General features: G+C 29.6%; 24 protein-coding genes, 2 tRNA genes and 1 rRNA gene. 24 read left to right on the forward strand and 3 right to left on the reverse strand.

The annotated features are described in order from the left end of the window. Positions 1–182 precede the first annotated feature (182 nt). The 3 genes from rrf to BD821_RS05595 all read left to right on the forward strand — a co-directional run bounded on the left by rrf (position 183) and on the right by BD821_RS05595 (position 465). Positions 183–299, forward strand: a 5S ribosomal RNA gene (gene rrf / locus BD821_RS05585). 9 nt (positions 300–308) lie between these two features. Then, positions 309–384 (forward strand) — tRNA-Phe (locus tag BD821_RS05590). Positions 385–390: 6 nt separating this feature from the next. Beyond that, positions 391–465: transfer RNA gene (locus BD821_RS05595), tRNA-Cys, on the forward strand. Positions 466–538: 73 nt separating this feature from the next. Here BD821_RS05595 and BD821_RS05600 read toward each other — a convergent pair. Further along, complete coding sequence (locus BD821_RS05600) at positions 539–1,453, reverse strand: S66 peptidase family protein (RefSeq protein WP_104409682.1); 915 nt, start codon at positions 1,451–1,453, stop codon at positions 539–541. A gap of 320 nt (positions 1,454–1,773) precedes the next feature. Between BD821_RS05600 and BD821_RS05605 the strand changes: the two genes are divergently transcribed. From BD821_RS05605 to BD821_RS05645, 9 genes are all read left to right on the forward strand, one after another. Next, positions 1,774–2,280 (forward strand): hypothetical protein, encoded by a 507-nt coding sequence (locus BD821_RS05605; protein ID WP_029451469.1) that lies wholly within the window; start codon positions 1,774–1,776, stop codon positions 2,278–2,280. 402 nt (positions 2,281–2,682) lie between these two features. Further along, positions 2,683–2,895, forward strand: a complete 213-nt coding sequence (locus BD821_RS05610; protein ID WP_029451468.1) for a sigma factor G inhibitor Gin — start codon at positions 2,683–2,685, stop codon at positions 2,893–2,895. Between the two features lie 36 nt (positions 2,896–2,931). Continuing rightward, complete coding sequence (locus BD821_RS05615) at positions 2,932–4,362, forward strand: aminotransferase class I/II-fold pyridoxal phosphate-dependent enzyme (protein ID WP_104409683.1); 1,431 nt, start codon at positions 2,932–2,934, stop codon at positions 4,360–4,362. A 60-nt stretch (positions 4,363–4,422) separates the two neighbouring features. Then, positions 4,423–5,031: a nucleoside/nucleotide kinase family protein gene (locus tag BD821_RS05620; RefSeq protein WP_104409684.1), complete on the forward strand. Its 609-nt coding sequence runs from the start codon at positions 4,423–4,425 to the stop codon at positions 5,029–5,031. A gap of 100 nt (positions 5,032–5,131) precedes the next feature. Beyond that, the gene (locus BD821_RS05625) at positions 5,132–5,461 is read left to right on the forward strand and encodes a cyclic-di-AMP receptor (protein WP_029451465.1); all 330 of its coding nucleotides are present in this window, start codon (positions 5,132–5,134) and stop codon (positions 5,459–5,461) included. 16 nt (positions 5,462–5,477) lie between these two features. After that, positions 5,478–6,410 carry a DNA polymerase III subunit delta' gene (locus BD821_RS05630; RefSeq protein ID WP_029451464.1) on the forward strand — a complete coding sequence of 311 codons (933 nt, stop codon included), beginning with the start codon at positions 5,478–5,480 and terminating at the stop codon, positions 6,408–6,410. 1 nt (position 6,411) lies between these two features. Further along, positions 6,412–7,317, forward strand: coding sequence for a PSP1 domain-containing protein (locus tag BD821_RS05635; RefSeq protein WP_029451462.1), 906 nt, complete (start codon positions 6,412–6,414; stop codon positions 7,315–7,317). Between the two features lie 16 nt (positions 7,318–7,333). Next, on the forward strand, positions 7,334–7,540 hold the full coding sequence (locus BD821_RS05640) for a heavy-metal-associated domain-containing protein (RefSeq protein ID WP_029451460.1): 207 nt from the start codon (positions 7,334–7,336) through the stop codon (positions 7,538–7,540). 152 nt (positions 7,541–7,692) lie between these two features. Then, a complete protein-coding gene (locus tag BD821_RS05645; RefSeq protein ID WP_029451459.1) occupies positions 7,693–7,863 on the forward strand; it encodes a DUF362 domain-containing protein in 171 nt (56 codons plus the stop codon). A gap of 53 nt (positions 7,864–7,916) precedes the next feature. Here the strand turns inward: BD821_RS05645 and BD821_RS05650 are convergent, their stop codons facing one another. Beyond that, the gene (locus BD821_RS05650) at positions 7,917–8,564 is read right to left on the reverse strand and encodes an MBL fold metallo-hydrolase (protein WP_104409685.1); all 648 of its coding nucleotides are present in this window, start codon (positions 8,562–8,564) and stop codon (positions 7,917–7,919) included. Positions 8,565–8,821: 257 nt separating this feature from the next. Between BD821_RS05650 and BD821_RS05655 the strand changes: the two genes are divergently transcribed. The 9 genes from BD821_RS05655 (at position 8,822) to disA (ending at position 20,827) form a co-directional block, all read left to right on the forward strand. After that, positions 8,822–9,280 (forward strand): CtsR family transcriptional regulator, encoded by a 459-nt coding sequence (locus BD821_RS05655; RefSeq protein WP_029451457.1) that lies wholly within the window; start codon positions 8,822–8,824, stop codon positions 9,278–9,280. 54 nt (positions 9,281–9,334) lie between these two features. Further along, a complete protein-coding gene (locus tag BD821_RS05660) occupies positions 9,335–9,850 on the forward strand; it encodes a UvrB/UvrC motif-containing protein (protein ID WP_029451455.1) in 516 nt (171 codons plus the stop codon). A 10-nt stretch (positions 9,851–9,860) separates the two neighbouring features. After that, positions 9,861–10,889 (forward strand): protein arginine kinase, encoded by a 1,029-nt coding sequence (locus BD821_RS05665; protein WP_104409686.1) that lies wholly within the window; start codon positions 9,861–9,863, stop codon positions 10,887–10,889. A 41-nt stretch (positions 10,890–10,930) separates the two neighbouring features. Next, complete coding sequence (locus tag BD821_RS05670; RefSeq protein WP_104409687.1) at positions 10,931–13,366, forward strand: ATP-dependent Clp protease ATP-binding subunit; 2,436 nt, start codon at positions 10,931–10,933, stop codon at positions 13,364–13,366. A 183-nt stretch (positions 13,367–13,549) separates the two neighbouring features. Further along, positions 13,550–16,474, forward strand: coding sequence for an insulinase family protein (locus BD821_RS05675; protein ID WP_104409688.1), 2,925 nt, complete (start codon positions 13,550–13,552; stop codon positions 16,472–16,474). A gap of 140 nt (positions 16,475–16,614) precedes the next feature. Next, entirely contained in the window at positions 16,615–17,340 is a 726-nt protein-coding gene (locus BD821_RS05680; RefSeq protein WP_029451450.1) for a GntR family transcriptional regulator, read from the forward strand. Then, entirely contained in the window at positions 17,337–18,068 is a 732-nt protein-coding gene (nagB, locus tag BD821_RS05685; protein ID WP_104409689.1) for a glucosamine-6-phosphate deaminase, read from the forward strand. Before BD821_RS05680 ends, nagB begins: the two co-directional genes overlap by 4 nt. Positions 18,069–18,343: 275 nt before the next feature. Continuing rightward, positions 18,344–19,708 carry a DNA repair protein RadA gene (gene radA, locus BD821_RS05690; RefSeq protein WP_029451447.1) on the forward strand — a complete coding sequence of 455 codons (1,365 nt, stop codon included), beginning with the start codon at positions 18,344–18,346 and terminating at the stop codon, positions 19,706–19,708. Positions 19,709–19,762: 54 nt separating this feature from the next. Next, complete coding sequence (gene disA, locus BD821_RS05695; protein WP_029451444.1) at positions 19,763–20,827, forward strand: DNA integrity scanning diadenylate cyclase DisA; 1,065 nt, start codon at positions 19,763–19,765, stop codon at positions 20,825–20,827. Between the two features lie 31 nt (positions 20,828–20,858). Here the strand turns inward: disA and BD821_RS05700 are convergent, their stop codons facing one another. Continuing rightward, a complete protein-coding gene (locus tag BD821_RS05700) occupies positions 20,859–21,257 on the reverse strand; it encodes a nucleoside triphosphate pyrophosphohydrolase family protein (protein WP_104409690.1) in 399 nt (132 codons plus the stop codon). Positions 21,258–21,594: 337 nt separating this feature from the next. Here BD821_RS05700 and BD821_RS05705 point away from each other — a divergent pair, with 337 nt between their 5' ends. The 3 genes from BD821_RS05705 to cysS all read left to right on the forward strand — a co-directional run bounded on the left by BD821_RS05705 (position 21,595) and on the right by cysS (position 25,153). Continuing rightward, on the forward strand, positions 21,595–22,701 hold the full coding sequence (locus BD821_RS05705) for a PIN/TRAM domain-containing protein (RefSeq protein WP_029451442.1): 1,107 nt from the start codon (positions 21,595–21,597) through the stop codon (positions 22,699–22,701). Between the two features lie 126 nt (positions 22,702–22,827). Further along, a complete protein-coding gene (gene ispD / locus BD821_RS05710; protein ID WP_029451441.1) occupies positions 22,828–23,514 on the forward strand; it encodes a 2-C-methyl-D-erythritol 4-phosphate cytidylyltransferase in 687 nt (228 codons plus the stop codon). Between the two features lie 238 nt (positions 23,515–23,752). Next, the gene (gene cysS, locus BD821_RS05715) at positions 23,753–25,153 is read left to right on the forward strand and encodes a cysteine--tRNA ligase (protein ID WP_104409691.1); all 1,401 of its coding nucleotides are present in this window, start codon (positions 23,753–23,755) and stop codon (positions 25,151–25,153) included. Positions 25,154–25,179: the final 26 nt, after the last annotated feature.

The following is a 25,179-nucleotide window of genomic DNA, read 5'->3' on the forward strand; positions in this document are numbered from 1 at the left end:
CAGAGGTGTAAGTGCAGTAATGTATTAAGCTGACTGATACTAATAGGTCGAGGGCTTGACCAAATTATTTTAAACCATATGCAGTTTTGAAAGAACAAGTTCTTTCAGATAAAGGAAACTCGCTCAGTGAACTGAGGAGTACGATTCTGTAAGCTAAATCAAAGATTTAGACAGAAATCGCATCCGGTGATTATGGCTTAGTGGTAACACCCCTTCCCATTCCGAACAGGATGGTTAAGCACTAAAGCGCTGATGGTACTACAAGGGAGGCCTTGTGGGAGAGTAAGTCGTCGCCGGGTGAAAACTTTGGCTGGATAGCTCAGTCGGTAGAGCAGAGGACTGAAAATCCTCGTGTCCCTGGTTCGATTCCTGGTCTAGCCACCAGTTTATGGCGCTATAGCCAAGTGGTAAGGCAAAGGTCTGCAAAACCTTTATTCCCCGGTTCAAATCCGGGTGGCGCCTCCAAAAGAAAAAAGCTTTAGAATATATTCTAAAGCTTTTTTTCTATTTTTAAATATACTTAATTTGAGATAGTTAATTAAATTAAGAACTCTTCTATAATTCCTAATTTTTCTTTTTTAACATCAATTTTATATTTTGCACCTATGGGTAATATTAAATTATTATTATCATGGCCACTGCTTATATTAATAACAGTAGGTTTATTAAAAAATAATAAATTATCTTTTAAAACTTGAGTTAAAGAAAATGATCGAGTATTTGAAGTATTACAGTTAGTAAACTTACCTAGAATGAAACCTTTGCAACAATCAAGTTTATTAGAAAGTTTTAATTGAGTTAGCATTCTATCTATTTTATAAGGCTCTTCATTTATTTCTTCAATAAATAGTATTTTATCTTTTGTATCTATTTCATAAGGGGTACCTAGAGTACTACATATAATAGATAAATTTCCACCAACCAAATACCCTTCTATAGAGTTTGAACCGTAAAAATTTAATTTGTCACTTTTAGGATTACTTATATTAAGAATATCATTATTTTTCATAAGAGTATTTACAAAATTTTTTAAATTATATATGTTCATCATATCAGAATTTACCATAGGACCATGATAGGTTATTAGTGAAGACTTTTCATATATGGAATTTAAAAGTACAGTAATATCACTAAATCCCATGAAAATCTTAGGGTTTTCTTTTATTATTTCGAAGTTTAAATAGGGCAATATTCTAGATGATCCATAGCCTCCTCTAAAACAAATGATAGCTTTAATGGAGGGGTCTTTGAAAGCATCCATTAGATCTCTAGACCTATCTATGTCCTTTCCAGCTAAATACCCATACTTATCATACAAGTGAACTGACTTTTTTATATTAAAACCTAAAGAACTAATAATATTAATTTTTTCATCTATAATAGAATTTTCTTCGAAACCTGCAGGTGCTATCACTGAAATAGTATCCCCAAACTCTAATTTATTAGATAACATATTAAACCTCCAAAGATATTGACTTATTATATAAGTATGCAACAAGTAAGCTAAATTAGTATTATTTATTGATTATAGTAGAATAAATTAAAAGATTTTTAGTTATAAGTAAAAGGAAAGTATTTATTAAAAAATAAACGTAATATGACGATTAACGAAGATATAATGAGGTTATCAAAGTAAAATAACTTTATATCAGTAAAATAGATTAAATTGAACTTTAAAGCGGTAATTATAGGCTTAATCGGCATAGCTTAAAGCTTAAAACACTAGTATAATCTCTATGTTGTGAGAAATAATAAATCAATCGGGGGCTTAACATGAAAATAATGTATAAAGAAGTTGTAACTAGAAGGAAGACACCTTTTATTGCAGCTATGTTATTAGGATTAGTTATAATGATAGTTATATCAAATATTGTAGAACAAATTAAAATTTCTAATTATGAAATTGGATTTATAACAAATCCAGTGCTTTTTGTAATAACAGCCATGGTTATTATTTTAGAATTAATAAAGTGTAGGGTTAAATATAAGTATTCAATAATAGCAAATCAGCTTATTATACATAGACTTAAAAATAACAACCAAAGTGTGGTGGAAAATGTAAAGATTGAAGATATAGTTTTTATAGGTAAAACAAAAGATATAAAAGGTTGCATAAATAAAAATATAAAAAAAACATTGAATTCTATATCAGCAAAAAGATATGTATGTTCAATGTCCATGTTTAATCAATACTGTTGTATATATAAACATGGAGATAAATATAAAAGATTTTATTTTGAACCAAGTATGGAGTTTTTAAATAAGATAAAGGTTAATTAAAGAGTAATATAGATGTTTAACAATTAAAAACTATTTAATATAAATATAGTATAACTTAAAAAGAAGCATAAAGATTAATATTAATCTTTATGCTTCTTTTAATATATAAAGCTATTTGCATAGTAAGGACAATATAACTAATAGCCATGTTTAATAATTTTTTTTATAGTAATTTAAACTTATTTTACAATACGAGTATTATAAGGTTAATAAAAAAGTATAGGATAAAAGCAATGTAATAGTAGAAGAATGATATTATTTGTATACAAATAAATAAAGTGGACAAAATAAAATCTAGTGGTAGTTTGAATACAATGTAGTATATGAGCAATAATTAATTTAACATATATTAATACCTAGAAGGAGGTGGCAATCATTCTAAAAGATTTAGAATGATGTATAATGGCTAGAGGAATATGTATCCTATGTAGAAAATCTATAAATAATGGTATAATGATAAACGGAAAGTATATATGCAAAAGCTGTGAAGAAAAGTTAATAAGCTGCAACGTAGACACTGATTTTTATGAGTACTACAAACAATGTATAAAAAGAAGCTTAGCAAAATATGTGGTAAGAAATAATTATTTTAATATAGAACAATATAGAAATTAATATAGATTACATGTTTGTTTTAAGGAGAGGTTAACTATGAGTGATATCCCTATGATGAGTGCACTTTTAAAGTATAATAAAGAAAGTAATTCTTTATTCTGCATACCCGGTCATAAAGGAGGAAAAGGTTTTAAAAGAAAAGTACAAAAGAAAAATATAGAAAGCTTAATTTTAAGATCAGATTTAACTGAAGTAGAAGGATTGGATAACTTACATAATCCAAAGGGAGCTATAAAGGAAGCAGAAGAACTTCTAGCTCAATATTATAATAGCACAAAGTCATATTTTTTGGTAAATGGCAGTACTAGTGGAAATATGGCTATGATATTTTCTTCATTAGAAGAAGGTGATAAGATATTAGTAGAGAGAAACTGTCATAAATCAATATTTAACGCTATAATTATGAGAAAGTTAAATCCTATATATTTAGTAAATCAGCTAGATAAAGAATTTAATGCTCCATTAGGAATTGATATTAGCAATCTTAAAGAGATTATAAAAGAACATAAGGATATTAAGGCTATAATAGTAACATACCCAAATTACTATGGAGTATGTTGTAATTTAGAATACATAGTAAAAGTCTGTAAAGAGAATGATATAAAAGTTTTAGTTGATGCGGCTCATGGAGCACACTTTGGATCACACCCAATGTTACCTGAAAATCCTCTTAAATTAGGAGTTGATATGGCTGTAATGAGTGCACATAAAACACTACCTAGTTTAACACAATCTGCATATTTGCATGTTAATGATGAAAGTCTTATAGAAAGAGTAGATTTTTATGTTAGTGCATTTTTAAGTACAAGCCCCTCCTATATGTTAATGCTTAGTATGGATTATGCAAGATGGTACCTTAAAGAGGAAGGTAATAAATCCTATGAAGAATTATTCAGTAGAATAGAATTATTTAAAAAGGATTTAAGTAATCTAAAGTTTTTAAGAGTATTAGATAGAAAACAATTAATAAACTCTAATAGTACAGATATAGATGAAAGTAGAATTGTAATTAATTTAAAAGAGGGATTAAGTACATCTATGGTAGAACAGTATTTAAGAAAAAATAAGATTCAAGTAGAAATGATAGATGCATCTAATTTGATTTTAATACCTTCGCCTTTTAATAGTAAAGAAGATTTCAAGAAACTTTATATAGCACTTAAAGATTTAGATATTAAAACTGTGGAAGGTAAACAACTAAAAATCATAGATTTACCTATACCAAAACAATTTATGATGCCCTTTGAAGCTTTTAAAAAAGCAAAGCATAAGGTTTTATTAAGAGATGCTATTGGTGAAATATCAGCAGTAAATATATGCCCATATCCACCAGGAGTACCGATAATTGTTATGGGTGAACTTATAGAAGAGAATACTGTTGAAATGATAGAATACTATTTATCGAATAATATAGATATAATTGGCGTTAAAGAAGGTAAGATTGATATAATAACAAAAGAGTATTAATAGAATATAAATTAGATTAAGTTTATTCTATCACTATATTTATTGGGAATGAGGAAGTCTATGGGAAAGATATTTTGTTTAATGGGAAAAAGCAGTTCAGGGAAAGATACTATATTTAAAAAATTAAAAGAAGATGATGACTTAAAATTAAAACCTATCATAACCTACACTACAAGACCTAAAAGAGTTAGTGAAACTAATGGTGTAGAGTATTATTTTATTAATGAGGATATATTAGAAAGTTATAAAATAAAAGGTAAAGTAATAGAACAAAGAATGTATAATACAGTTAATGGAGATTGGTGCTATGCTACTTTAGATGATGGACAAATTGACCTAAATAAGGATGATTATATATTAATAGTTACATTAGAAGCCTATAAAGACCTTAAAGCTTATTTCGGTGAGAACCATGTATTTCCACTTTATGTTATGTTAGATGATGGAATAAGATTGGAAAGAGCTTTGAAAAGAGAAAGAGAACAAAAAGATCCTAATTATGATGAGATATGTAGAAGGTTTTTAGCGGACAATATTGATTTTAGTATTGATAAATTAGAAGAGTGTGGGGTTAATAAATATTATAGAAATGATGATTTAAAAGAGTGCATTTGTAAAATTAAGTATGATATACTTAATGTAAAAATTCATACTAATAAACTATTATGAAATGTAAAGTTGTGATAATATATAGGTACAAACTAAAATTAAAATTATAGTGAATTATGCTTAAAGTATGGGCATATTTAAATTTGAAGGAGGTTATATTTTGAAACTTATAATAGCTATAGTACAAGATGATGATGCTGGAGACGTAATTGATGTTTTAATGGAAGGTGGATTTAGAGTTACTAAATTAGCTACTACAGGAGGATTCCTAAAATCAGGTAATACTACATTAATGATTGGTGTAGAAGAACAAAATGTAAATAAAGTTTTAGGATTAATTGAAGAAACTTGTAAGACAAGGCAACAAATAATAACTTCCCCATCTCCAGTAGCAGGTTCTACAGGAATATACGTACCTTATCCGGTTGAGGTTGAAGTTGGTGGAGCTACTATATTTGTAGTAGATGTAGATCAGTTTATTAAAATTTAACTGGAGGAGACTTTAAATGAAAAAAGTTATAGGGCATGAGAAGATTATAGCTAGTTTAGATAATTCTATAAAAAATCAAACGCTTTCTCATGCTTATCTCCTTATAGGGGAAGATGGAATAGGAAAAAGTGTTATTGCGAGTAACCTAGCGATTAAGATTTTAGGAAAAGAAGAAGAAAAAGAGTATGCGGATATAATTCATTATAGGAATATTAAAAAGGGTATGGGTGTAAATGAAATCAGAGAGCTAATAGAAGAGATTAATAAAAAGCCCTTTGAGGGAGAAAAGAAAGTAATTATAATATATAAAACTGAAAAAATGACACAACAAGCCCAAAATGCATTTTTAAAAACTATAGAAGAACCACCTAAGGGTGTTCATATAATATTACTTTGTGAAAATTCAGAAGCTATTTTAGATACAATGAAATCTAGATGCCAAATACATAAGTTAAATATGCTTACAGAAGAAGAAATAAGGCAGTATATAAATGAAAATTATAAAATGCTAAAAGAAGAAGAGATAAAGGTTATAGTATCTTTTAGTGGAGGAATACCTGGAAGAATAGATAAATATTTAAATGATGATAGTTTTAACAATATGCGAGATTTAGGGTTTAATATATTAAAAGATAGTAATTGTAAAGACATGGAATATGTGGTAAAGTATGAATTAGAGATATTAAAGTTTAAAGATAAATATGAAGACTTATTTACTATAATGCTTTCCTTTATAAGAGATATAATGGTTTACAAAGAAACAGGAAATGAAGATATTGTAATAAATAAGGATAAGATAGAAAGCGTAAGCTATATGTCAAGAGAAGTGTCTTTTACAAAGTTAAATAGATTAGTAAATGTAATAAATGATACTAAGTACAGTTTAGATAGGAATGCTAACGCTGCAATGACATTAGATGTTATGCTGCTTAATATATTGGAGGTTTAATATGATAAAGGTAGTGGGAGTGAGATTTAAAAAGGCAGGGAAAATTTATTATTTTGACCCTATGGATATGAAGATAGATAAAGATAAGAATGTAATAGTAGAAACTGCAAGAGGAATAGAATTCGGACAGTGTGTTATAGGGTGTAAAGAAGTAAATGAAGATGAAATTGTAGCTCCCTTAAAGACAGTTCTTAGGATAGCAACACTTGAAGATACAAAAAAACATCTGGAGAACAAAGCTAAAGAGAAGTACGCATTTGAAGTATGTACAAAAAAGATAAGTGACCATAACTTAGTTATGAAACTTATAGATGTAGAATATACCTTTGATAATAATAAGGTTATATTTTATTTTACTGCAGAAGGAAGAGTAGACTTTAGAGAACTAGTAAAAGATCTTGCCACTATTTTTAAAACTAGAATTGAGCTAAGACAGATAGGTGTGCGAGATGAAGCAAAAATGATAGGTGGACTTGGACCTTGTGGAAGACCTATGTGTTGTTCTTCATTTTTAGGAGACTTTGCTTCAGTTTCTATAAAAATGGCAAAGGAACAAAATCTTTCTCTTAATCCCACTAAAATATCGGGCATTTGTGGGAGACTTATGTGTTGCTTAAATTATGAGCAAGAGACTTATGAAAATACAAGGAAGAGATTACCTAAGATTGGGTCCATGGTAAAAACTGAAATAGGGAAGGGGGAAGTAGTAGGAAATAGTGTGGTAAAGGAATTAGTAAAAGTAAAACTTAAATCTAATGATGAGGAATTTTTAAGAGAATTCAATATAAGCGAAGTATCTCTAATATCTGGCTCTTACGAAGGCACTGTAAGCGAAAGTGAAATCAAAATTGAAACTATAGACCATCCTGATAAAAAATTGATTAAAGATTTATTCAAAATTGATTAAAAGGGAGGAAATTTATATGAACATTAGTTTAAAGGTTTCTAACATGAACACAAATTCAGATGTAAGCAAGATTAAAGAGGCTATGGGTGAAAATGATGGTGTAGTAGCTTGTGAAATACTACAAGATAAGGATGAAATACAAATAGTATATGATGAGCAATTAGTAACAGTTGAAAAAATTATATCATCAATTGAAGATAAGGGATATACTGTATCACAATAATAAAATTATTATTAAAACAGGATATATTACTAAAATCAGCAATCGTTAAATTTATATTAAACACAATAAAAAACATCTTTTAAATTTAAATGAAACATGTTAGAATGTAGTTGGACAATAAGCTTGTCTAAAATTCTTAGGAGGTGTTTTATATGGCGTACAAAATTGAAGAATCATGTATAAGTTGTGGAGCTTGTGCTCCAGAGTGCCCAGTAAACGCTATAACTCAAGGAGATACTATATACGTTATAGATGCGGATACTTGTATTGACTGCGGAAGTTGTGCAAGTGTTTGCCCAGTAGGTGCACCAGTTCAACAATAATTTTGAGCGAAAAAAAGATCGTCTTAAGGCGATCTTTTTTTATTTATATAAACTTATTTCAATGGTTTTATAAGCATAACCTGATTTTTAAAACTTAAAATATCTTGATCCAATAAAACACTTATGTGATTTATATTGCTTACATTTTTCATGTTTATTATGAATCTAGATGCATCCTCACTTAAATACAAACATTTTGAAGATTTATAACACATAGGTATAACAATGTTGCTTTGAAGGCTTAAAGCAACAGTACAAGCACTATTACCATTTAAAGTGATATTCCCACCAACAGGAACAAAAAGCACATTTATATTACCTATTTCTTTTATCAAACCTTCGTTAAGAATATGTCCAAGTCCTCCTAAATGGCATAATGAAAAATCTTCAGTAGAAATTTTATAAATAATATTTTCACCGCGTTTAAACCCACAAATGTTATCGTTGTAAGTAGGATATCCAATTATCTTAGTATCTTTAAACAGAAAAGCTTTTGTGTTATCAATTATTATTGATTTTTCTTTAAATGGATCTAGGTAAGAATAGTCAAAAACTTTGTGGCTTATAGTTACTATATCTATATTAGGACAAATATCATAAAGTAAGTTTAAATCTAAACCTTCAAAGGGACTCATTAATATATTTGTGCCTTTAGAAGTTTGCACTAAGAAACAAGAATTACCAATCCAATATATTAACATAAAGTTCACCTCAAGTTTATTATAACCAATAATAAAGTTGTTATAATAAAGTTATTACAATATATATCTAAATACGAACCTTAGAGGAATTAGATGTAAGTAGTAGTAAGTAAAAGAATGTGAAGTTTAACTTCTATATTTTGCGAAATTTAATGAGATTTAATCTAAAAATATGAGATTTATCTCTTGAATAAAATTGAAGATAATAATATGATTGTATTAAGGTCAAAGAAAGGCAAAGTCAAAGAGGTGACGTAGTGGCTACATTATCAGATATAATAGAAACATTTATAAAATCATTGTTAGAAGAGAATGATGGAGAAAAATTGCAAATACAAAGAAATGAACTAGCAAGTCAATTTAGTTGTGCTCCATCACAAATTAATTATGTGTTAACTACAAGATTTACCACAGACAAAGGTTATATAATCGAAAGTCGTAGAGGCGGCGGAGGATATATTGTAATAAGACAAACTAAGGATAGTCATGAACATGTAAAAGATATGATAAATGAAAAAATAGGAGAGAGCATAACTTGTGAGTGTGCTATATCGCTAATTGAGGTTCTAATAGATATTGAAATACTTAAAGATAGAGAAGGGCAAATAGTGAAGATGGCCATAAATGATAGGGCTTTAGCATCTATAAATATTGAAGATAGAAATAAGATAAGAGCTGAGCTTTTAAAATCTATGATAATGGTAGTTTTATCATAATATATTTATAAAAAAATAATAGGTTTAATATTAAAAGAATTGGAGTGATGATGTATGTTGTGTGAGAAATGTAATGTAAATCCAGCGAATGTCCATATAGTAAAAATAGTAAATGGTGTTAAGCAAGAAACTAGCATATGTGAGCAATGCGCAAAGGAACAAGAGGGATTAGGTGTAGGATCAGATTTCAATATGGATTCACCTTTTTCTTTTCAAAGCTTACTTAGTGGGCTTGTAGATTATATAAATCAGTCATCAAAAAATGCTCCTCTTCAAGAGGATACATGTGAAAATTGTGGTATGACCTACAGCGAATTCAAAAGAAAAGGACTTTTGGGATGTAGCAAGTGTTATGAAAACTTTAATGAGACACTTCTACCTATTGTAAAAAGAGTCCAAGGGGATACAGAGCATGTAGGTAAATTTCCACTAAAGTCTGGAAAGGCACTTATGGAAAGAAAAAAGATGTTATCATTAAAAGAAGACCTCCAAAAGTCTATACTAGCTGAGGAATATGAAAAAGCAGCAATGTTAAGGGATGAAATAAAGGCCCTTAAAAAATTAGAATAGGGGTGATACTATGAAAAATTGGATAGATAACATTACAAGTAATGACGATATGGTATTAAGTAGCAGAGTAAGGCTTGCAAGAAATATAACAGGAGTTGCGTTTCCACATAAATTAGAATTAGAGGAAGCAAAGGCTTTAGCTAAAAATATTGAGGATACATTTTATGAAGTAGAAAAAGACAAGGGAAACTTTAAAGAAATAGATCTTTGGAATGTGGATTTAAATCAAGGAAGAAACTATATAGAAAAGCATCTTATTAGTCCTAATTTATTAGCTTCAAAGGATAAATCGGCATTTTTATTAAGTGAAGATGAGACAATAAGCCTTATGATAAATGAAGAAGATCATTTAAGAATTCAATGTATAAGTTCTGGCTTTGATATAAGGGAAGCGTATAAGATAGCAAACAGCATAGATGACGATTTAGAAGAAAAGCTTGATTTTGCATTTGATGATAATTTAGGATATATAACTGCATGCCCTACTAATTTAGGAACAGGCATGAGGGTATCAGCTATGCTCCATCTTCCAGCATTAACAATGAAGGATGAAATTAATGATGCTTTAAAGGCCCTTACACAGTTAGGTATGACTTTAAGAGGGCTTTATGGAGAAGGATCAAAAGCAGAAGGTAATATATATCAAGTTTCAAATCAAATAACTCTTGGTATGAAGGAAGAGGATATTTTAAGTAACTTAGAGGCTGTGGTATCTCAACTTATATCTCAAGAAAATAGAGCTAGAGAACAATTTCTAGGAAGATATAAAAACGAACTGGAAGATAAGATATATAGGTCATTAGGAATTTTGAAAAGTTCAAGAATTTTAAGTTCAAAAGAAGCATTAGATTTACTTTCTAATGTAAGAATGGGAATAGAGATGGAAATATTAAAGGATATAGATAAGGTTAAACTAAATAAACTTTTAGTTGAAACTCAGCCAGCTACATTGCAATTAAGGCTTGGTAGGGATTTAAGTGTTAAAGAAAGAGATATCGAAAGAGCAAATCTTGTAAGAGAATACTTTAATAACAAATAGTTAATAATAAATAATGGATAATAGAAGGGGTGAAGAAAGCTATGATGTTTGAAAAATTTACCGAAAGAGCACAAAATGTTATTTTATATGCAAAAGACGAATCAATAGAGCTTCAACATGGATTTATAGGTACGGAGCATATTTTACTTGGAATATTAAAAGAAGAAGGAATGAGTAAAAACATACTAAATAGTATGGGCGTTTCCTTAGAAAATATAAAAGATCTAATAGAAAAAATGGAAGGTAAGGGAGATTTAAGTATAGCTCAAAATGAGGTGCCACTTACACCTAGAACTAAAAGACTTTTAGACCTTAGCCTACTGGAAGCTAGAAATTTAAATCATAATTATGTAACACCAGAACATATACTGTTAGCGCTTATAAGTGAGTCAGAAGGAGTGGCTTTTAATATATTAAAAAGTGTTCAGGTGAACTTTGATATGTTGAGAAGTGAACTTATAAATAGTTTATCTGGTGAAGGAGAAGTAAATAATAGTAGTAAAGGGAAGGTTAAAGGTAGCGATACACCAACATTAAATCAGTATGGACGAGATTTAACTAAAATGGCTGAGGAAGGGAAGCTTGATCCTGTTGTAGGGAGAAAAGAAGAAACTCAAAGAGTGCTTGAAATCTTATCAAGAAGGACAAAAAATAACCCTTGCTTTATAGGCGATCCTGGAGTAGGTAAGACGGCTGTAGTAGAAGGACTTGCACAAAAAATTGTTCAAGGAAATATTCCAGAGCTTTTAAAAGATAAAAGGGTCGTTACATTAGATTTATCCTCAATGATTGCAGGAGCAAAATATAGAGGTGAATTCGAAGAAAGACTTAAAAACGTCATGGAAGAAATAAGAAAAGCTGGAGATGTAATATTATTTATAGATGAGATTCATACTATAATAGGTGCCGGCGGAGCAGAAGGAGCTATAGATGCATCTAATATATTAAAACCAGCTTTAGCTAGAGGCGAAATACAATGTATAGGGGCTACAACTATAGAAGAATATAGAAAACATATAGAAAAAGATGCAGCACTAGAAAGAAGATTTCAGCCAATAGTGGTTGGAGAACCTACAACTGAAGAGGCATTACAAATACTTAAGGGATTAAGAGATAAATATGAAGCACATCATAGAGTTAAGATAACTGATGGAGCATTAGAAGCAGCTGTTAGGCTATCTGACAGATATATAACTGATAGATATCTTCCAGATAAGGCTATTGATTTAATTGATGAAGCAGGTGCTAAAGTTAGAATAAGCAATCTTACTGCTCCACCAAGTTTAAAGAAGATAGAAGAAGATATAGAAAAGATTGGAAAAGAGAAAGAAGATGCTATAAGACTTCAAGATTTTGAGAAGGCAGCAGCATTAAGAGATAAGGAAAAGAAATATAAGGAAAATTTAGAAACTGTAAAACATCAATGGCATACAGAAAACAATTCAGAAACACAAAAGGTGGATGAAGAAGATATCGCAATAATAGTTTCAAGATGGACAAATGTGCCTGTAGAAAAACTCACAGAAAAAGAGTCTAAGAAACTACTTAATCTAGAACAAATACTTCATAATAGGGTTATTGGACAAGAAGAGGCAGTAAAGTCTGTATCTAGAGCAGTGAGACGTGCAAGAGTAGGACTTAAAGATCCAAATAGACCTATAGGGTCATTTATATTTCTAGGACCTACTGGAGTTGGAAAGACAGAACTTTCAAAAGCATTGGCGGAAGCTATGTTTGGAGATCAGGACAACATGATAAGAATTGATATGTCTGAGTATATGGAAAAGCACACCACATCAAAACTTATAGGATCTCCTCCAGGATACGTAGGATATGATGAAGGTGGACAATTAACAGAAAAGGTTAGAAGACATCCTTATTCCGTAATTTTATTTGATGAAATTGAAAAAGCACATCCAGATGTTTTTAATATATTGCTTCAAATATTAGAAGATGGAAGATTAACTGATGGAAAAGGTAAAACTGTAAGCTTTAAAAACACTATAATTATAATGACATCAAATGCAGGAGCCTCTACTATAAAGAAACAAAAGACTGTGGGTTTCAATATATCAGAAGATACAATGGATAGTGATTATGAAAAGATGAAAGAAAATGTATTAGAAGAGCTTAAAAGAGAATTTAGACCAGAATTTTTAAATAGAATTGATGATATAATAGTGTTTGAAACTTTAAAAGAAGAGGATCTAGTAAAAATAGTAGATCTTATGTTGCACTTAGTAACAGATAGATTAAAACAAATAGAAATAAACGTGGAATTTGATGAAGAAAGTAAAAGATTCTTAGCTAAAAAAGGGTTTGATAAAGTTTATGGCGCAAGGCCACTTAGAAGAGCAATAACTAAAATTGTTGAAGATAAGTTAAGCGAAGAAATATTAAAAGGAAATATATCTAAAGGTAATACTGTTTATGGCTATATGGAAGATGGGAATTTAGTATTTAAAAATGAAAATTAGAATGTTATAAAAATAGGGAAGCTTTAATCATAGTTGATAAGCTTCCCTAAACGTTACAATCAGTATAATTTATTTCTTGATTATCTTAATTAATAGGTTATAGTATAAAATAGAGTATTAAAGTAATAAGAAAAAAACTAGTAGATTCTAAGGACATACTTAAAACAGAAAGGAGAGATTTGATTGCCGTTTAAGATTAACGATATATACCATGGATTTAAACTTATAGAGGAAAGAAAGTTAGAAGAATTAAATTCTATAGGGAGGATATTTAATCACGAAAAAACAGGGGCTAAACTAATAAACATCTCAAATGATGACGATAACAAGGTTTTTACAATAGGTTTTAAAACTCCTCCAGAGAACAGTACTGGTGTGCCACATATAATAGAACACTCAGTTTTAGCAGGTTCAAGGAAATTCAAGACAAAAGAACCTTTTGTAGATTTATTAAAAAGTTCACTTAACACATTTTTAAATGCTATGACGTTTCCAGATAGGACTGTATATCCTCTAGCAAGTAAAAATGAAAAAGATTTTATTAATCTATTAGATGTGTATATGGATGGAGTATTTTATCCATCTATATATGAAAATGAATATACTTTTATGCAAGAAGGCTGGCATTATATATTAGATGAAAATAAGGATGAATTACGATATAATGGGGTAGTTTATAATGAAATGAAAGGTGCCTACTCTTCACCGGATTCTTTAGCTTTTGACGGAGTCATTAGAAATCTTTACAAAGATACTCCTTATGGACACGATTCAGGAGGAGATCCAGATAATATAACAGAATTAACCTACGAAGACTTTTTAAATTTCCATAAGAAATATTATCATCCATCTAATAGTCATATGTTTTTATATGGTGATGTAGATGTTATTAAGATATTACAATTTATAAATGATAACTATCTTAACAACTTTGATAAATTAGATATAGATGTTCAAATACCTATACAAGAAAAGTTTGAACAGTTGGTAGAAAAAGAAGGGGTATACGGAATATCTAAAGATGAAGATGAAAAGGATAAGACTTACCTTGCTCTTGGCTACAGTGCTGGAGACTTTAGTAATCCAGAAGAAATTTTAGCATTGGACATTTTATATGATATGATTTTAAATAATTCAGCAGCGCCAGTTAAAAAAGCTTTAATGGATGCTGGAATAGGAAAATCTGTAGATGGAGGATTCGAAAATAGCATAAAGCAACCTTTATTTTTGATATTAATTAAAGGCGCTAATGAAGATAAAAAAGATAAGTTTAAAAAGGTCTTAAGAGAAAGCCTTCAAGAAATAGTAGATAAAGGCATAGATAAAGATTTAGCACTAGCTTCAATAAACAAAAGAGAATTTGCATTAAGGGAAGCTGATTTTGGAGGATACCCTAAAGGACTTGTATATTACTATCAGGTTGTTGAAAGTTATATGTATAATAGCGACCCATTTTCACAGCTTCAATATAATAACCTTCTAGAAAATATAAAAAATGGAGTAGATAAAAGATATTTTGAGAATTTAATTGAAAAATATCTTCTTAATAACAACCACTGTTTACTTTATACATTAAAACCTGAAAAGGGCTATATTGAAAAGAAAGAGAAACATATTGAAGAAAAATTAAACATTGTAAAGTCGCAGCTAACAGATAATGATAGAGAAAATATAATTTCAAAAGTTCGTAATTTACGAGCTATACAGGAAAAAGATGATACTGAAGAACAATTAAATACAATACCTAATTTATCTATAAGTGATGTAAATCAGGATATAGAAATTATTCCCTTCGAAGAAAGAGATGAAGATGGAATAAAGGTATTATATAGCGATTTGAATACAAATAAGATTGCTTATCTTAAGCTTATATTTGATGCTAAGGTTATTCCACAGGAACTTATACAATATGGAAAGCTTTTATCAGAAGTTCTTGGTAAGATAAGCACTAATAAATACAATTATGATACACTTATAAATGAAATATCTATACACACTGGTGGAATTAGATTTAATTTAAATAATTATATGGATAGCTTAGATAAGGATCAGTATTATCCAAAGTTTATGGTTAGATCTAAAGCTTTAAATACTGATATTGATAAAGCTATGAACCTTATGTTAGAGATATTAACTAGTACTAAATTTGAAGAAAAAGATTTAATACTTCAAATTATTAGAGAAAACAAATCAAACCACGAGGCTATGATACAAAGTGCTGGAAATGCTGTAGCAGCTAGAAGGCTTTTATCATCTATATCTCAAAAGGCAGCTTATGATGAAAAGGTATCTGGGCTTGAATATTACAGGTTCTTATGTGACTTAGAAAGCAATTTCGAAAATAAATGGAATGAATTATCTTTAAACCTAAGCAAGGTATCAAAATTATTATTTAATAAGTCTAATCTAATAGTAAGTTTTGCAGGAGAAGAAGAAGATTATATTACATTTAAAAACAGTATGCCGATTATAGGTAGAAGTCTAAAACCTGAAAGCAATTTATATAAAGATTATGTATTTTTAAATAACAAAATAAACGAAGGATTAACTACTCAAGCTAATATCCAATACGTAGCTAAAGGCGGAAACTTTAAAAATGATGGCTTTTCTTATAGTGGATCTCTTTTAGTACTTCAAACTATCGCAAAGTATGATTACTTATGGAATAGGGTAAGGGTAAAAGGAGGAGCTTATGGTGTGTCCTTAGACTTTGGAATAACAGGAAATCTATTTATATCATCCTATAGAGACCCTAACCTAGTAGATACATTAAAGGCTTATGATGATATGGCAGAGTATCTAAGACAATTTAGTGCATCTAAAAGAGATATGGATAAGTATATAATAGGTGCAGTGAGAGATTTAGATGTACCTTTGACTAGTTCTATGAGGGCAGAAAGAGCTATCGAAATGTACTTTAGCAAGGTAACATATGATATGATAAGAAAAGAGAGGCAGGAAGTTTTATCAACTACCTTAGAAGATATTAAATCACTTTCAAATCTTATGGAATCAGTTATGAAGCAAAATTATATAACTGTACTTGGAAATGAAGGCAATATAACTAAGAATAAAGATTTGTTTGATAGAGTTGTAAGCGCAATGTGATAATATAAAAAACAAATGCATATCAAGGAACTTTTATATCCCTTGATATGCATTTAATATAAATATTCCTATTAAATGTAGCTATACTGGTATAGACATCTATAACTATGTAGATTATAATAATTTCAGGAGGGATTCTTATGATAGACAAAAGTAGTCCTATCCCTGCGTATTATCAACTAAAAGAGGACGTAAAAAAGAAAATATCTAAAGGAACTTGGTCAGTAGGCCAGTGTATAGATAGTGAAAGAGAGCTTTCCAAAAACTATTCTGTTAGCAGAATGACGGTAAGGCAAGCCCTTGGAGAATTAGTTCAAGAAGGTTTGCTCGTTAGACAAAAGGGTGTAGGAACATTTGTATCTGAGCCAAAAGTTAAGCAAAAAGATATGATGAGCTTTTCAGAAATAGTATCTAGAACTGGAATGAAATTAGAAACTAAGGTGCTTCAATTCGAAGAGATTGATGCTAGTAAAGAGTTGAAAGATATTTTTAATAAAGATAAGATATATAAGATAAACAGAATGAGAATTGTAAATGGTTGTAGCATAGCTAATGAGATAGTATATATACCCTGTGATTATTTAGATATAAAAGATAAAGGTGAGTTAAATGGATCACTCTACAAGGTGTTAGAAGAAGAAGGCTATAAGATAGTTAATTCTGAAACTTCGATACAAGCATTAGTAATGGAAGACAGATATAAGGAAATATTTAATACAGAAGAATTAGTTCCTCTTCTTAAAACTTGTAGTAAGAATATGACAGCAGAAGATAAGGTTATTTTCATTGAAGAGGCCATTTATAGATCAGATAAATATTTATTAGAAGTTAATATATCATCAAAAAGTGAGGGGAAATTAAAATGAAACTAATAATTGAAAAAGACTATGAGGGTATAAGCAAAAGAGCAGCAAAGGAAATTTCAAAGGTTATTAATAATAAAGAGCATAGTATTTTGGGGCTTGCTACAGGAAGTTCACCTATAGGACTATATGAGCAACTTATAAAGTTAAATGAAGAGAAAAAGGTTGATTTCTCTAAAGTTACAACTATTAATTTAGATGAATATATAGGAATTTCAAACAACCATCCTCAAAGCTACAGATATTTCATGAATAACACATTATTTAACCATATAAATATAGATAAAAACAATACTTATGTACCAAATGGTAATGCTGAAGATATGAAAGCAGAATGCATAGGTTATGATAAAAACATAAGAGATTTAGGTGGAATTGATGTTCAACTACTAGGTATAGGGGGAAATGGACATATTGCCTTTAATGAACCTGATGAAGAGCTTGTTTTAGGTACTCATGTTACAGGACTTACAGAAAGTACAATTAAGGCCAATTCTAGATTTTTTGATAGTATTGATGAAGTGCCTAAAAAGGCTATAACTATGGGACTTGGCGAAATAATGAAGGCTAAAAGTATAATATTAATAGCTAGTGGTGAAGGGAAAGCAGAAGCTATAGCAAAGCTTTTTTCGGGAAAAATAACCACTAAGTCTCCAGCCACACTTCTTGCAGTGCACAATGATGTTACTGTAATTATAGATGAACAAGCAGCCTCTTTGTTAAATAAGTAAATATATTATCAGAATTTTATTTAGGGGAATTTAGTCATATGACAAAATTCCCCTAAATCATTATAAATTAAAATATTAAGAGGTATAAAAACCTAAAAATATAGAAAAAATGCAAGTGTGAATATGAAATTTTAAAAATCCACACAAAATACAAACAAAATATTGTATAATTAAGTTCTAATAAAAAATGGAAACCATGGTTTAACCTATAAAGTATAGTAAAATACTAATGGGTAAACAGATATAAAATAGATGGAAACTGGAGTTGGTAAGGGTTGGCAAAGACTAAAACAAATTATGTGTGTCAACAATGTGGATATGAAACATTAAGGTGGCTTGGAAAGTGTCCTTCTTGTAATACATGGGCAAGTCTTGTAGAAGAAAAGGTAATACCTTCATCAGTAAATGAGCGTCATAAGATGCCGTTTAGTAAAGAAAGTTTACCTAAAAATATAAACACTATAAAGTCTGGTGAACAAGAACGCTATAACACAGGCATTGTAGAATTAAATAGGGTATTAGGTGGGGGACTAGTTAAAGGTTCACTTACCCTTATCTCAGGAGATCCTGGTATAGGTAAATCTACACTTCTTATTCAAACTGCTAATAATATAGCGGAAAGTTATGGAAAGGTTTTATACGTATCAGGAGAAGAATCTGAAGAACAGATAAAGATAAGAGGTGATAGGTTAAATTTATCATCACAAAACCTTTATATATTATCAGAGACTAACCTTTCTAATATTGAAGTTCAAATAGAAGAATTAGATCCATCTTTTGTAATAATAGATTCTATTCAAACTGTATTTAAAGACTCATTATCTTCTGCTCCAGGCAGTGTTTCACAAGTTAGAGAGTGCTCTAATGAGCTTATGAGAATAGGAAAAATGAAAAACATACCATTTTTTATAGTGGCACATGTTACTAAACAAGGAGAGCTTGCAGGACCTAAAGTATTAGAACATATGGTAGATGCTGTACTATCCTTTGAAGGTGAAAGAACAGAAGAGTTTAGGATATTAAGAACTATGAAAAATAGATTCGGAACAACTAGTGAAATTGGAGTTTTTGAAATGAAAGAAGAAGGTCTTATGGAAGTTTATGACCCTTCTAAAATATTTTTGCAAGATACTTCATTTAATCAAGAAGGATCAATAGTTGTAGGTACGGTGGAAGGTAGTAGACCTATATTAGTTGAAGTTCAAGCATTAGTTAGTGAATCCAATGCAAACTTTCCAAGAAGGACATCTGTAGGGCTTGACACTGCAAGATTGAATCTTATTTTGGCAGTTTTAGAAAAGAAATTCAAGATACCTTTTTATAAAACTGATGTTTATGTTAATGTAGTAGGAGGGTTAAATCTAGAAGGTACATTCGGAGATCTTGGTATAGCTTTAGCTCTTATTTCTAGTGCTAAAGGTAAAAGTTTAAGTTTGGAAAAAGCCTTATGTATTGGAGAAATAGGACTTACAGGAGAAATAAGACCTGTTATGGGATGTGAAAGAATAATAAATGAAGCCTATAAGATGGGTTTTAAAAATGTAATAATACCTTCAAGAAATAAAGAAAATTTAAAATTTAAAGATATAAATTTAATTTCAGCAAATAGTTTAAAAGAAGTGGTGGATAAAGTTTTCTAGCTAAAATAGGTAATCTTAAAATAATTGATTATTTAATAGCATTAAGGTGGTTATATGAGAATAGAAAGAGATAAGGAATTAAAAAACATATTAAAAATAATGGGACCTGGAACAGCTTTAAGAGAAGGATTAGAAAATATCTTAAGAGCTAAAACAGGGGGGCTTTTATTACTAGCCAGTGATGATGAGACTCTCAAAATTGTTGATGGAGGATTTACAATTAACTCAGAATACAATCCTTCTTATGTATATGAACTAGCTAAAATGGATGGTGCAATAGTTATAAGTTCTGATATAAAAAAGATATTATATGCAAATGCACAGCTTGTACCTGAACATTCAATAACAACTTACGAGACTGGAACAAGACATAGAACAGCTCATAGAGTGGCTAAGCAAACAGGATGCATTGTAATTGCTATATCTCAAAGAAGAAATATGATAACAGTATACAAAGGAGATATTAAGTATGTGTTAAAAGATAGTAGCATCATACTAGGAAAGGCAAACCAAGCAATACAAACCTTAGAGAGATATGTAGCAGTTTTAAATAAAGTAATAAGTAACCTGAATCTTTTAGAATTCCAGGATATTGTTACCTTACTTGATGTAGTAACAGTTATTCAAAGAACAGAGATGGTAATGAGAATAGTATCGGAAATTGAAAAGTACATATGTGAATTAGGAAATGAAGGAAGACTCATATCAATGCAATTAGATGAACTTATAAGGTATGTTGAAGAGGATGGAATACTTTTAATAAGAGATTATTGTAAATTAGGGTTAAATGAAAATGAAATATATACCGGTATACAAATGTTAAGTTCAGTAGAAATACTAGACTTAGATTTAATAGCTAAACTTATAGGATACAGTGGAGTAACATTAGTAGAAACGCTTATATCATCTAGAGGATATAGAATATTAAATAAGATTCCAAGAATACCTAGTAGTATTATAGAAAATTTAGTTAAAAACTTTAATGAACTACAGGCTGTAGTAGAAGCATCCTACGAAGAACTAGATAAAGTAGAAGGTATAGGAGAAGCAAGGGCAAGGGCAATAAAAAATGGGCTTAGAAGAATAAAAGAACAAGTAGCTTTAGATAAGCAATTATAATATTACCCCTGCTTTTATAGCAGGGGAGTCATTATCTAAGATGATACTTACCTAAAGTATTCATCCTATCATATTCTTTTAAAATTATATCATAAATATTTAAATCTAAAAGATTGCACAGAGAACTCAGGTAAAATATATTATTACCTAATTCAGTTTCTATAACTTCCCTACAGTCGTTACAAAGATTTCCGTCTAGATGAGTTTTAAAGCAGTCATTTGGGTTATCCATTGAATTTTCATCAGAGGGCAAACATTGCTTTTTAGCATTTATAGTTATACAGCCACAGCTTGTAACAGATTTAGCTATTGATCTATTGACTCTAGCTTCTGATTCTTGAAGCTTAGTAAGTACGTCTAAAATGCTCTTATGCCTTATAAGATATTCATCGACGGAGTTTTGGAAATCATCAAAAATTATATCTTTCATGTAAGACTCAACTCCTTATTTTTTTAACTAGCCTAGGTTCTTTAAGTTAATTATAGGTTTTTTCAGACAATTTTGTCAATTGGTGAATGGACGATGTGAATAGTTAAATCTGTTTATGCTTATATATTAACTTAGATACTAGCTTTTTCATAGGGGGGCTTAATAGAAGTATTTATCAAGGCTGAATATGAACATATAAGTAAAAGCTTAAAAAGTAATGAATATTCTATTAAATAAGCAGGCTTTTATTGCAATGGAAAAAGTATTAATATATATTAATACTTAAGGGTTAGAATTACAACTTTTTGGCAACAATTTAGAAAGGGAGGTGAATGACTTGTTAAAAAAGGTTTTAAGATCGTTATTTACAATAATAGGATTAGTGATTGGCTACTTCGTTGGTGTTTTATTACTTAAAACTGAGTATGTAAAAAGCAAGGGATATTTCAGCGGATTTAATATTAATACAATATTATTTTTAATTCTTATTACTTTATTATTTGGATTTATATTATTTTTAATTTCACCATGGATTAATAATTTGATTTCTAAAGTAGTAGAATATATCGAAAGAAGTATGCAAAAATTAACATCGATAGAAATTTTATTTGGAGCAGTAGGAGCCATAATTGCACTTATTATATCTTCGCTTTTAGCTAGTGTTTTGAATGCAACATTAATTGGAAAGATAATTTATGCGGTTATAAATATAGTGGCAGCTGTATTTGGAGCAGACATTGCTATTAAAAGAAGAGAAGATGTGATGTCCTTTTTTGGCAACTTCAAAAAGGTAACATCAGGAAGAGATAAAAAGAACAAATTTAATAATAAAGCTACACCTAAAGTTCTAGATACCTCTGTTATAATTGATGGGAGAATATTTGATATATGTCAAACAGGGTTTATAGAAGGAACCCTAATAATTCCGACATTTGTTTTAGAAGAATTAAGGCATATAGCAGATTCATCTGACTCATTAAAAAGAAATCGCGGAAGAAGAGGTCTTGATATATTAAATAAGATTCAAAAAGAATTAAATATTGAAGTTCAAATATCAGAAAAGGACTTTCCAGAAATAGCAGAAGTAGATAGTAAATTATTAAAACTTGCTCAATTTTTAGACGGTAAGGTTATAACAAACGATTATAACTTAAATAAGGTGGCTGAATTTCAAGGGGTAGATGTTCTTAATATTAACGAACTTGCGAATGCAATAAAACCGGTAGTTCTTCCAGGAGAAGAAATGACTATACAGGTTATAAAAGATGGTAAAGAGTCTGGTCAAGGAATAGCATATTTAGATGATGGAACTATGATAGTTGTTGAAGGTGGCAGAAAATATATAGGTGAGGTTATAGACGTAGTTGTTACATCTGTACTTCAAACTGCTGCAGGAAGAATGATATTTGCTAAAGAAAAAGATGCATTTGAAAAGCAAGGTTAATATAAGGATTAAATTAATAAAGTTTATAATTACAATAATACCCCTATTTTTATGTAGGGGTATTATTGTAATATAAAGTTATATATATTAATAGAAACTAAGTTTATTCATTAAAGGGGGATAGGCATGGGTAAGGTAAATGCTCTCATAGTAGCTGGGGGAAAAGGTAAAAGGATGAATAGTGATAAAAGCAAACAATTTTTAAATATTCACGGGAAACCTTTAATACATCGTACTTTAGAGAAGTTTTCAATGTGCTGTGATATAGATGAAATATATTTAGTATTGCCAGAGGATGAAGTTACATATTTTGAGGAAAATATACTGAAAAAATATAAGTTTGATAAACCTATCATTATTGTTAAGGGTGGGAAAGAAAGGCAGGACTCAGTTTACAATGGACTAATTTCAATGGAAGATTGTGAAGTTGTGCTTATTCATGATGGCGCAAGACCTTTGGTTAGTGATGATATAATAAAAGATGGAATAAGATATGCCTATTTGTATGGTGGTGCGGCACCTGGGGTTAAGGTTAAAGATACTATAAAAGTTATAGATGAAAGTGGCTTTTCAAAGGCTACTTTAAATAGGAAAGAATTAGTAGCAATACAAACACCTCAATGCTTTAAATATTCCATTATATTAGAAGGACATAACTACATTAGAAAGAATAAGATATTAGTAACAGATGATACGGCTGCTTTAGAACTTATAGGTCACAAGGTTTTTATTTATGAGGGAAGCTATGAAAATATAAAAATTACAACTAAAGAAGACCTAAGAATTGCCGAGCTTATCATTAATAGAGTATAGCTATGTGCTAGTAATTATGTAGGGTTAAGTATTTATTAAAATTAAGGTGTAATTACAAAGGCTTTATTTAAAGAAATAATAAAATCAATTAGAAATAAGATGGTTTATAAATTAGCAAAAATAATATAATTAAAAGGTAATATAGAAAAATTAAAAACTTATATATAGTTTTGAATTATGATATAATTTAATTTGGATAGATTAGAAAATTTTATATAGGCTTAAATGGAGGGAAATTATGAAATTATATAATACATTAAATAAAAGAAAAGAAGAATTTGTTCCTTTGACAGAAGGAGAAATAAAGATGTATGTTTGTGGACCTACTGTATATAATCTTTTTCATATAGGTAATGCAAGAACATTTATTGTTTTCGATGCTTTAAGGAGATATCTTGAATATAGTGGATATAAAGTTAGTTATGTTCAAAACTTTACGGATATAGATGATAAAATGATAAAAAAAGCTAATGAAGAAAAAACTACAGTAAAGTCTCTAGGAGATAAATATATAAATGAGTACTATAAGGATGCTGATGCATTAAATATAGAAAGGGCTACCTTTAATCCTAGAGCTACAGAGCACATAGATCAAATAGTAAGTTTTATATCAGATCTTGTGGATAAAGGATATGCATATGAGGCAGATGGAGATGTTTACTTTAGCACAAAGAAATTTAATGGCTATGGCAAACTATCAGGACAAAACATAGATGATTTGCAGGCAGGAGCTAGGATAGAAGTAGGAGATAAGAAACAGGATCCTATGGATTTTGCTCTATGGAAAAATAAAAAAGAAGGGGAACCAGCTTGGGAGAGCCCATGGGGAATGGGAAGACCAGGATGGCATATTGAATGCTCTTGCATGGCGCATAATATATTAGGTGAAACCATTGATATCCATGCTGGAGGATCTGATCTTGTATTCCCACATCATGAAAATGAAATAGCACAAAGCGAATCGAGAAGTGGAAAACCATTTGCAAATTATTGGGTGCATTCAGCCTTTGTAAATATAAATAATCAAAAAATGTCAAAATCATTGAATAACTTTTTCACAACTCGTGATATATTAGAGAGTTATGATTCAGATGTAGTAAGATTTTTCATGTTATCTGGACATTATAGAACACAACTAAACTTTAGTATGGAGCTTTTAGATTCTGCTAAGGCATCTGTAGAAAGGCTTTATAATGCTATAGGTAATTTAGAAAGCCTTTTAGAAGAAGTGAAGCAAGATAGCATTAAGGAAGAAGAGAAGGTATATATAGATCACATAAAGGAATACAAAGAGAAATTTATGATAAAGATGGATGATGATTTTAATACTGCAGATGGAATATCTGTTATATTTGATTTGATTCGAGATTTAAATAGTAATATAGATATAAATTCATCTAAGGATATGATTAATTATGCTTTAAACCTTATAAGAGATTTAGGGTCACCACTTGGAATTCTTCAAAAATCCACTAAGATGAATTTAAAAGAAGAGGTGGAAAAGTTAATTGAACAAAGAGAACAAGCAAGAAAAGATAAAGATTGGGCGTTATCAGATAAAATACGAGATAAACTTAAAGATATGGGGATAGTTTTAGAAGACACACCTCAGGGAGTAAGGTGGAAAAAGTGCAATTAGACTTAGTAAATAACCATATACTTACT

It is taken from the genome of Clostridium algidicarnis DSM 15099, assembly GCF_002934235.1.
Lineage (GTDB): Bacteria > Bacillota > Clostridia > Clostridiales > Clostridiaceae > Clostridium_L > Clostridium_L algidicarnis.

Coding starts and splice junctions, on each gene's coding strand:
- BD821_RS05600 (WP_104409682.1), bottom strand. CDS start 1,453: ATGTTATCTAATAAATTAGAGTTTGGGGATACTATTTCAGTGATAGCA.
- BD821_RS05605 (WP_029451469.1), top strand. CDS start 1,774: ATGAAAATAATGTATAAAGAAGTTGTAACTAGAAGGAAGACACCTTTT.
- BD821_RS05610 (WP_029451468.1), top strand. CDS start 2,683: ATGGCTAGAGGAATATGTATCCTATGTAGAAAATCTATAAATAATGGT.
- BD821_RS05615 (WP_104409683.1), top strand. CDS start 2,932: ATGAGTGATATCCCTATGATGAGTGCACTTTTAAAGTATAATAAAGAA.
- BD821_RS05620 (WP_104409684.1), top strand. CDS start 4,423: ATGGGAAAGATATTTTGTTTAATGGGAAAAAGCAGTTCAGGGAAAGAT.
- BD821_RS05630 (WP_029451464.1), top strand. CDS start 5,478: ATGAAAAAAGTTATAGGGCATGAGAAGATTATAGCTAGTTTAGATAAT.
- BD821_RS05635 (WP_029451462.1), top strand. CDS start 6,412: ATGATAAAGGTAGTGGGAGTGAGATTTAAAAAGGCAGGGAAAATTTAT.
- BD821_RS05640 (WP_029451460.1), top strand. CDS start 7,334: ATGAACATTAGTTTAAAGGTTTCTAACATGAACACAAATTCAGATGTA.
- BD821_RS05645 (WP_029451459.1), top strand. CDS start 7,693: ATGGCGTACAAAATTGAAGAATCATGTATAAGTTGTGGAGCTTGTGCT.
- BD821_RS05650 (WP_104409685.1), bottom strand. CDS start 8,564: ATGTTAATATATTGGATTGGTAATTCTTGTTTCTTAGTGCAAACTTCT.
- BD821_RS05660 (WP_029451455.1), top strand. CDS start 9,335: ATGTTGTGTGAGAAATGTAATGTAAATCCAGCGAATGTCCATATAGTA.
- BD821_RS05665 (WP_104409686.1), top strand. CDS start 9,861: ATGAAAAATTGGATAGATAACATTACAAGTAATGACGATATGGTATTA.
- BD821_RS05670 (WP_104409687.1), top strand. CDS start 10,931: ATGATGTTTGAAAAATTTACCGAAAGAGCACAAAATGTTATTTTATAT.
- BD821_RS05680 (WP_029451450.1), top strand. CDS start 16,615: ATGATAGACAAAAGTAGTCCTATCCCTGCGTATTATCAACTAAAAGAG.
- nagB (WP_104409689.1), top strand. CDS start 17,337: ATGAAACTAATAATTGAAAAAGACTATGAGGGTATAAGCAAAAGAGCA.
- disA (WP_029451444.1), top strand. CDS start 19,763: ATGAGAATAGAAAGAGATAAGGAATTAAAAAACATATTAAAAATAATG.
- BD821_RS05700 (WP_104409690.1), bottom strand. CDS start 21,257: ATGAAAGATATAATTTTTGATGATTTCCAAAACTCCGTCGATGAATAT.
- ispD (WP_029451441.1), top strand. CDS start 22,828: ATGGGTAAGGTAAATGCTCTCATAGTAGCTGGGGGAAAAGGTAAAAGG.
- cysS (WP_104409691.1), top strand. CDS start 23,753: ATGAAATTATATAATACATTAAATAAAAGAAAAGAAGAATTTGTTCCT.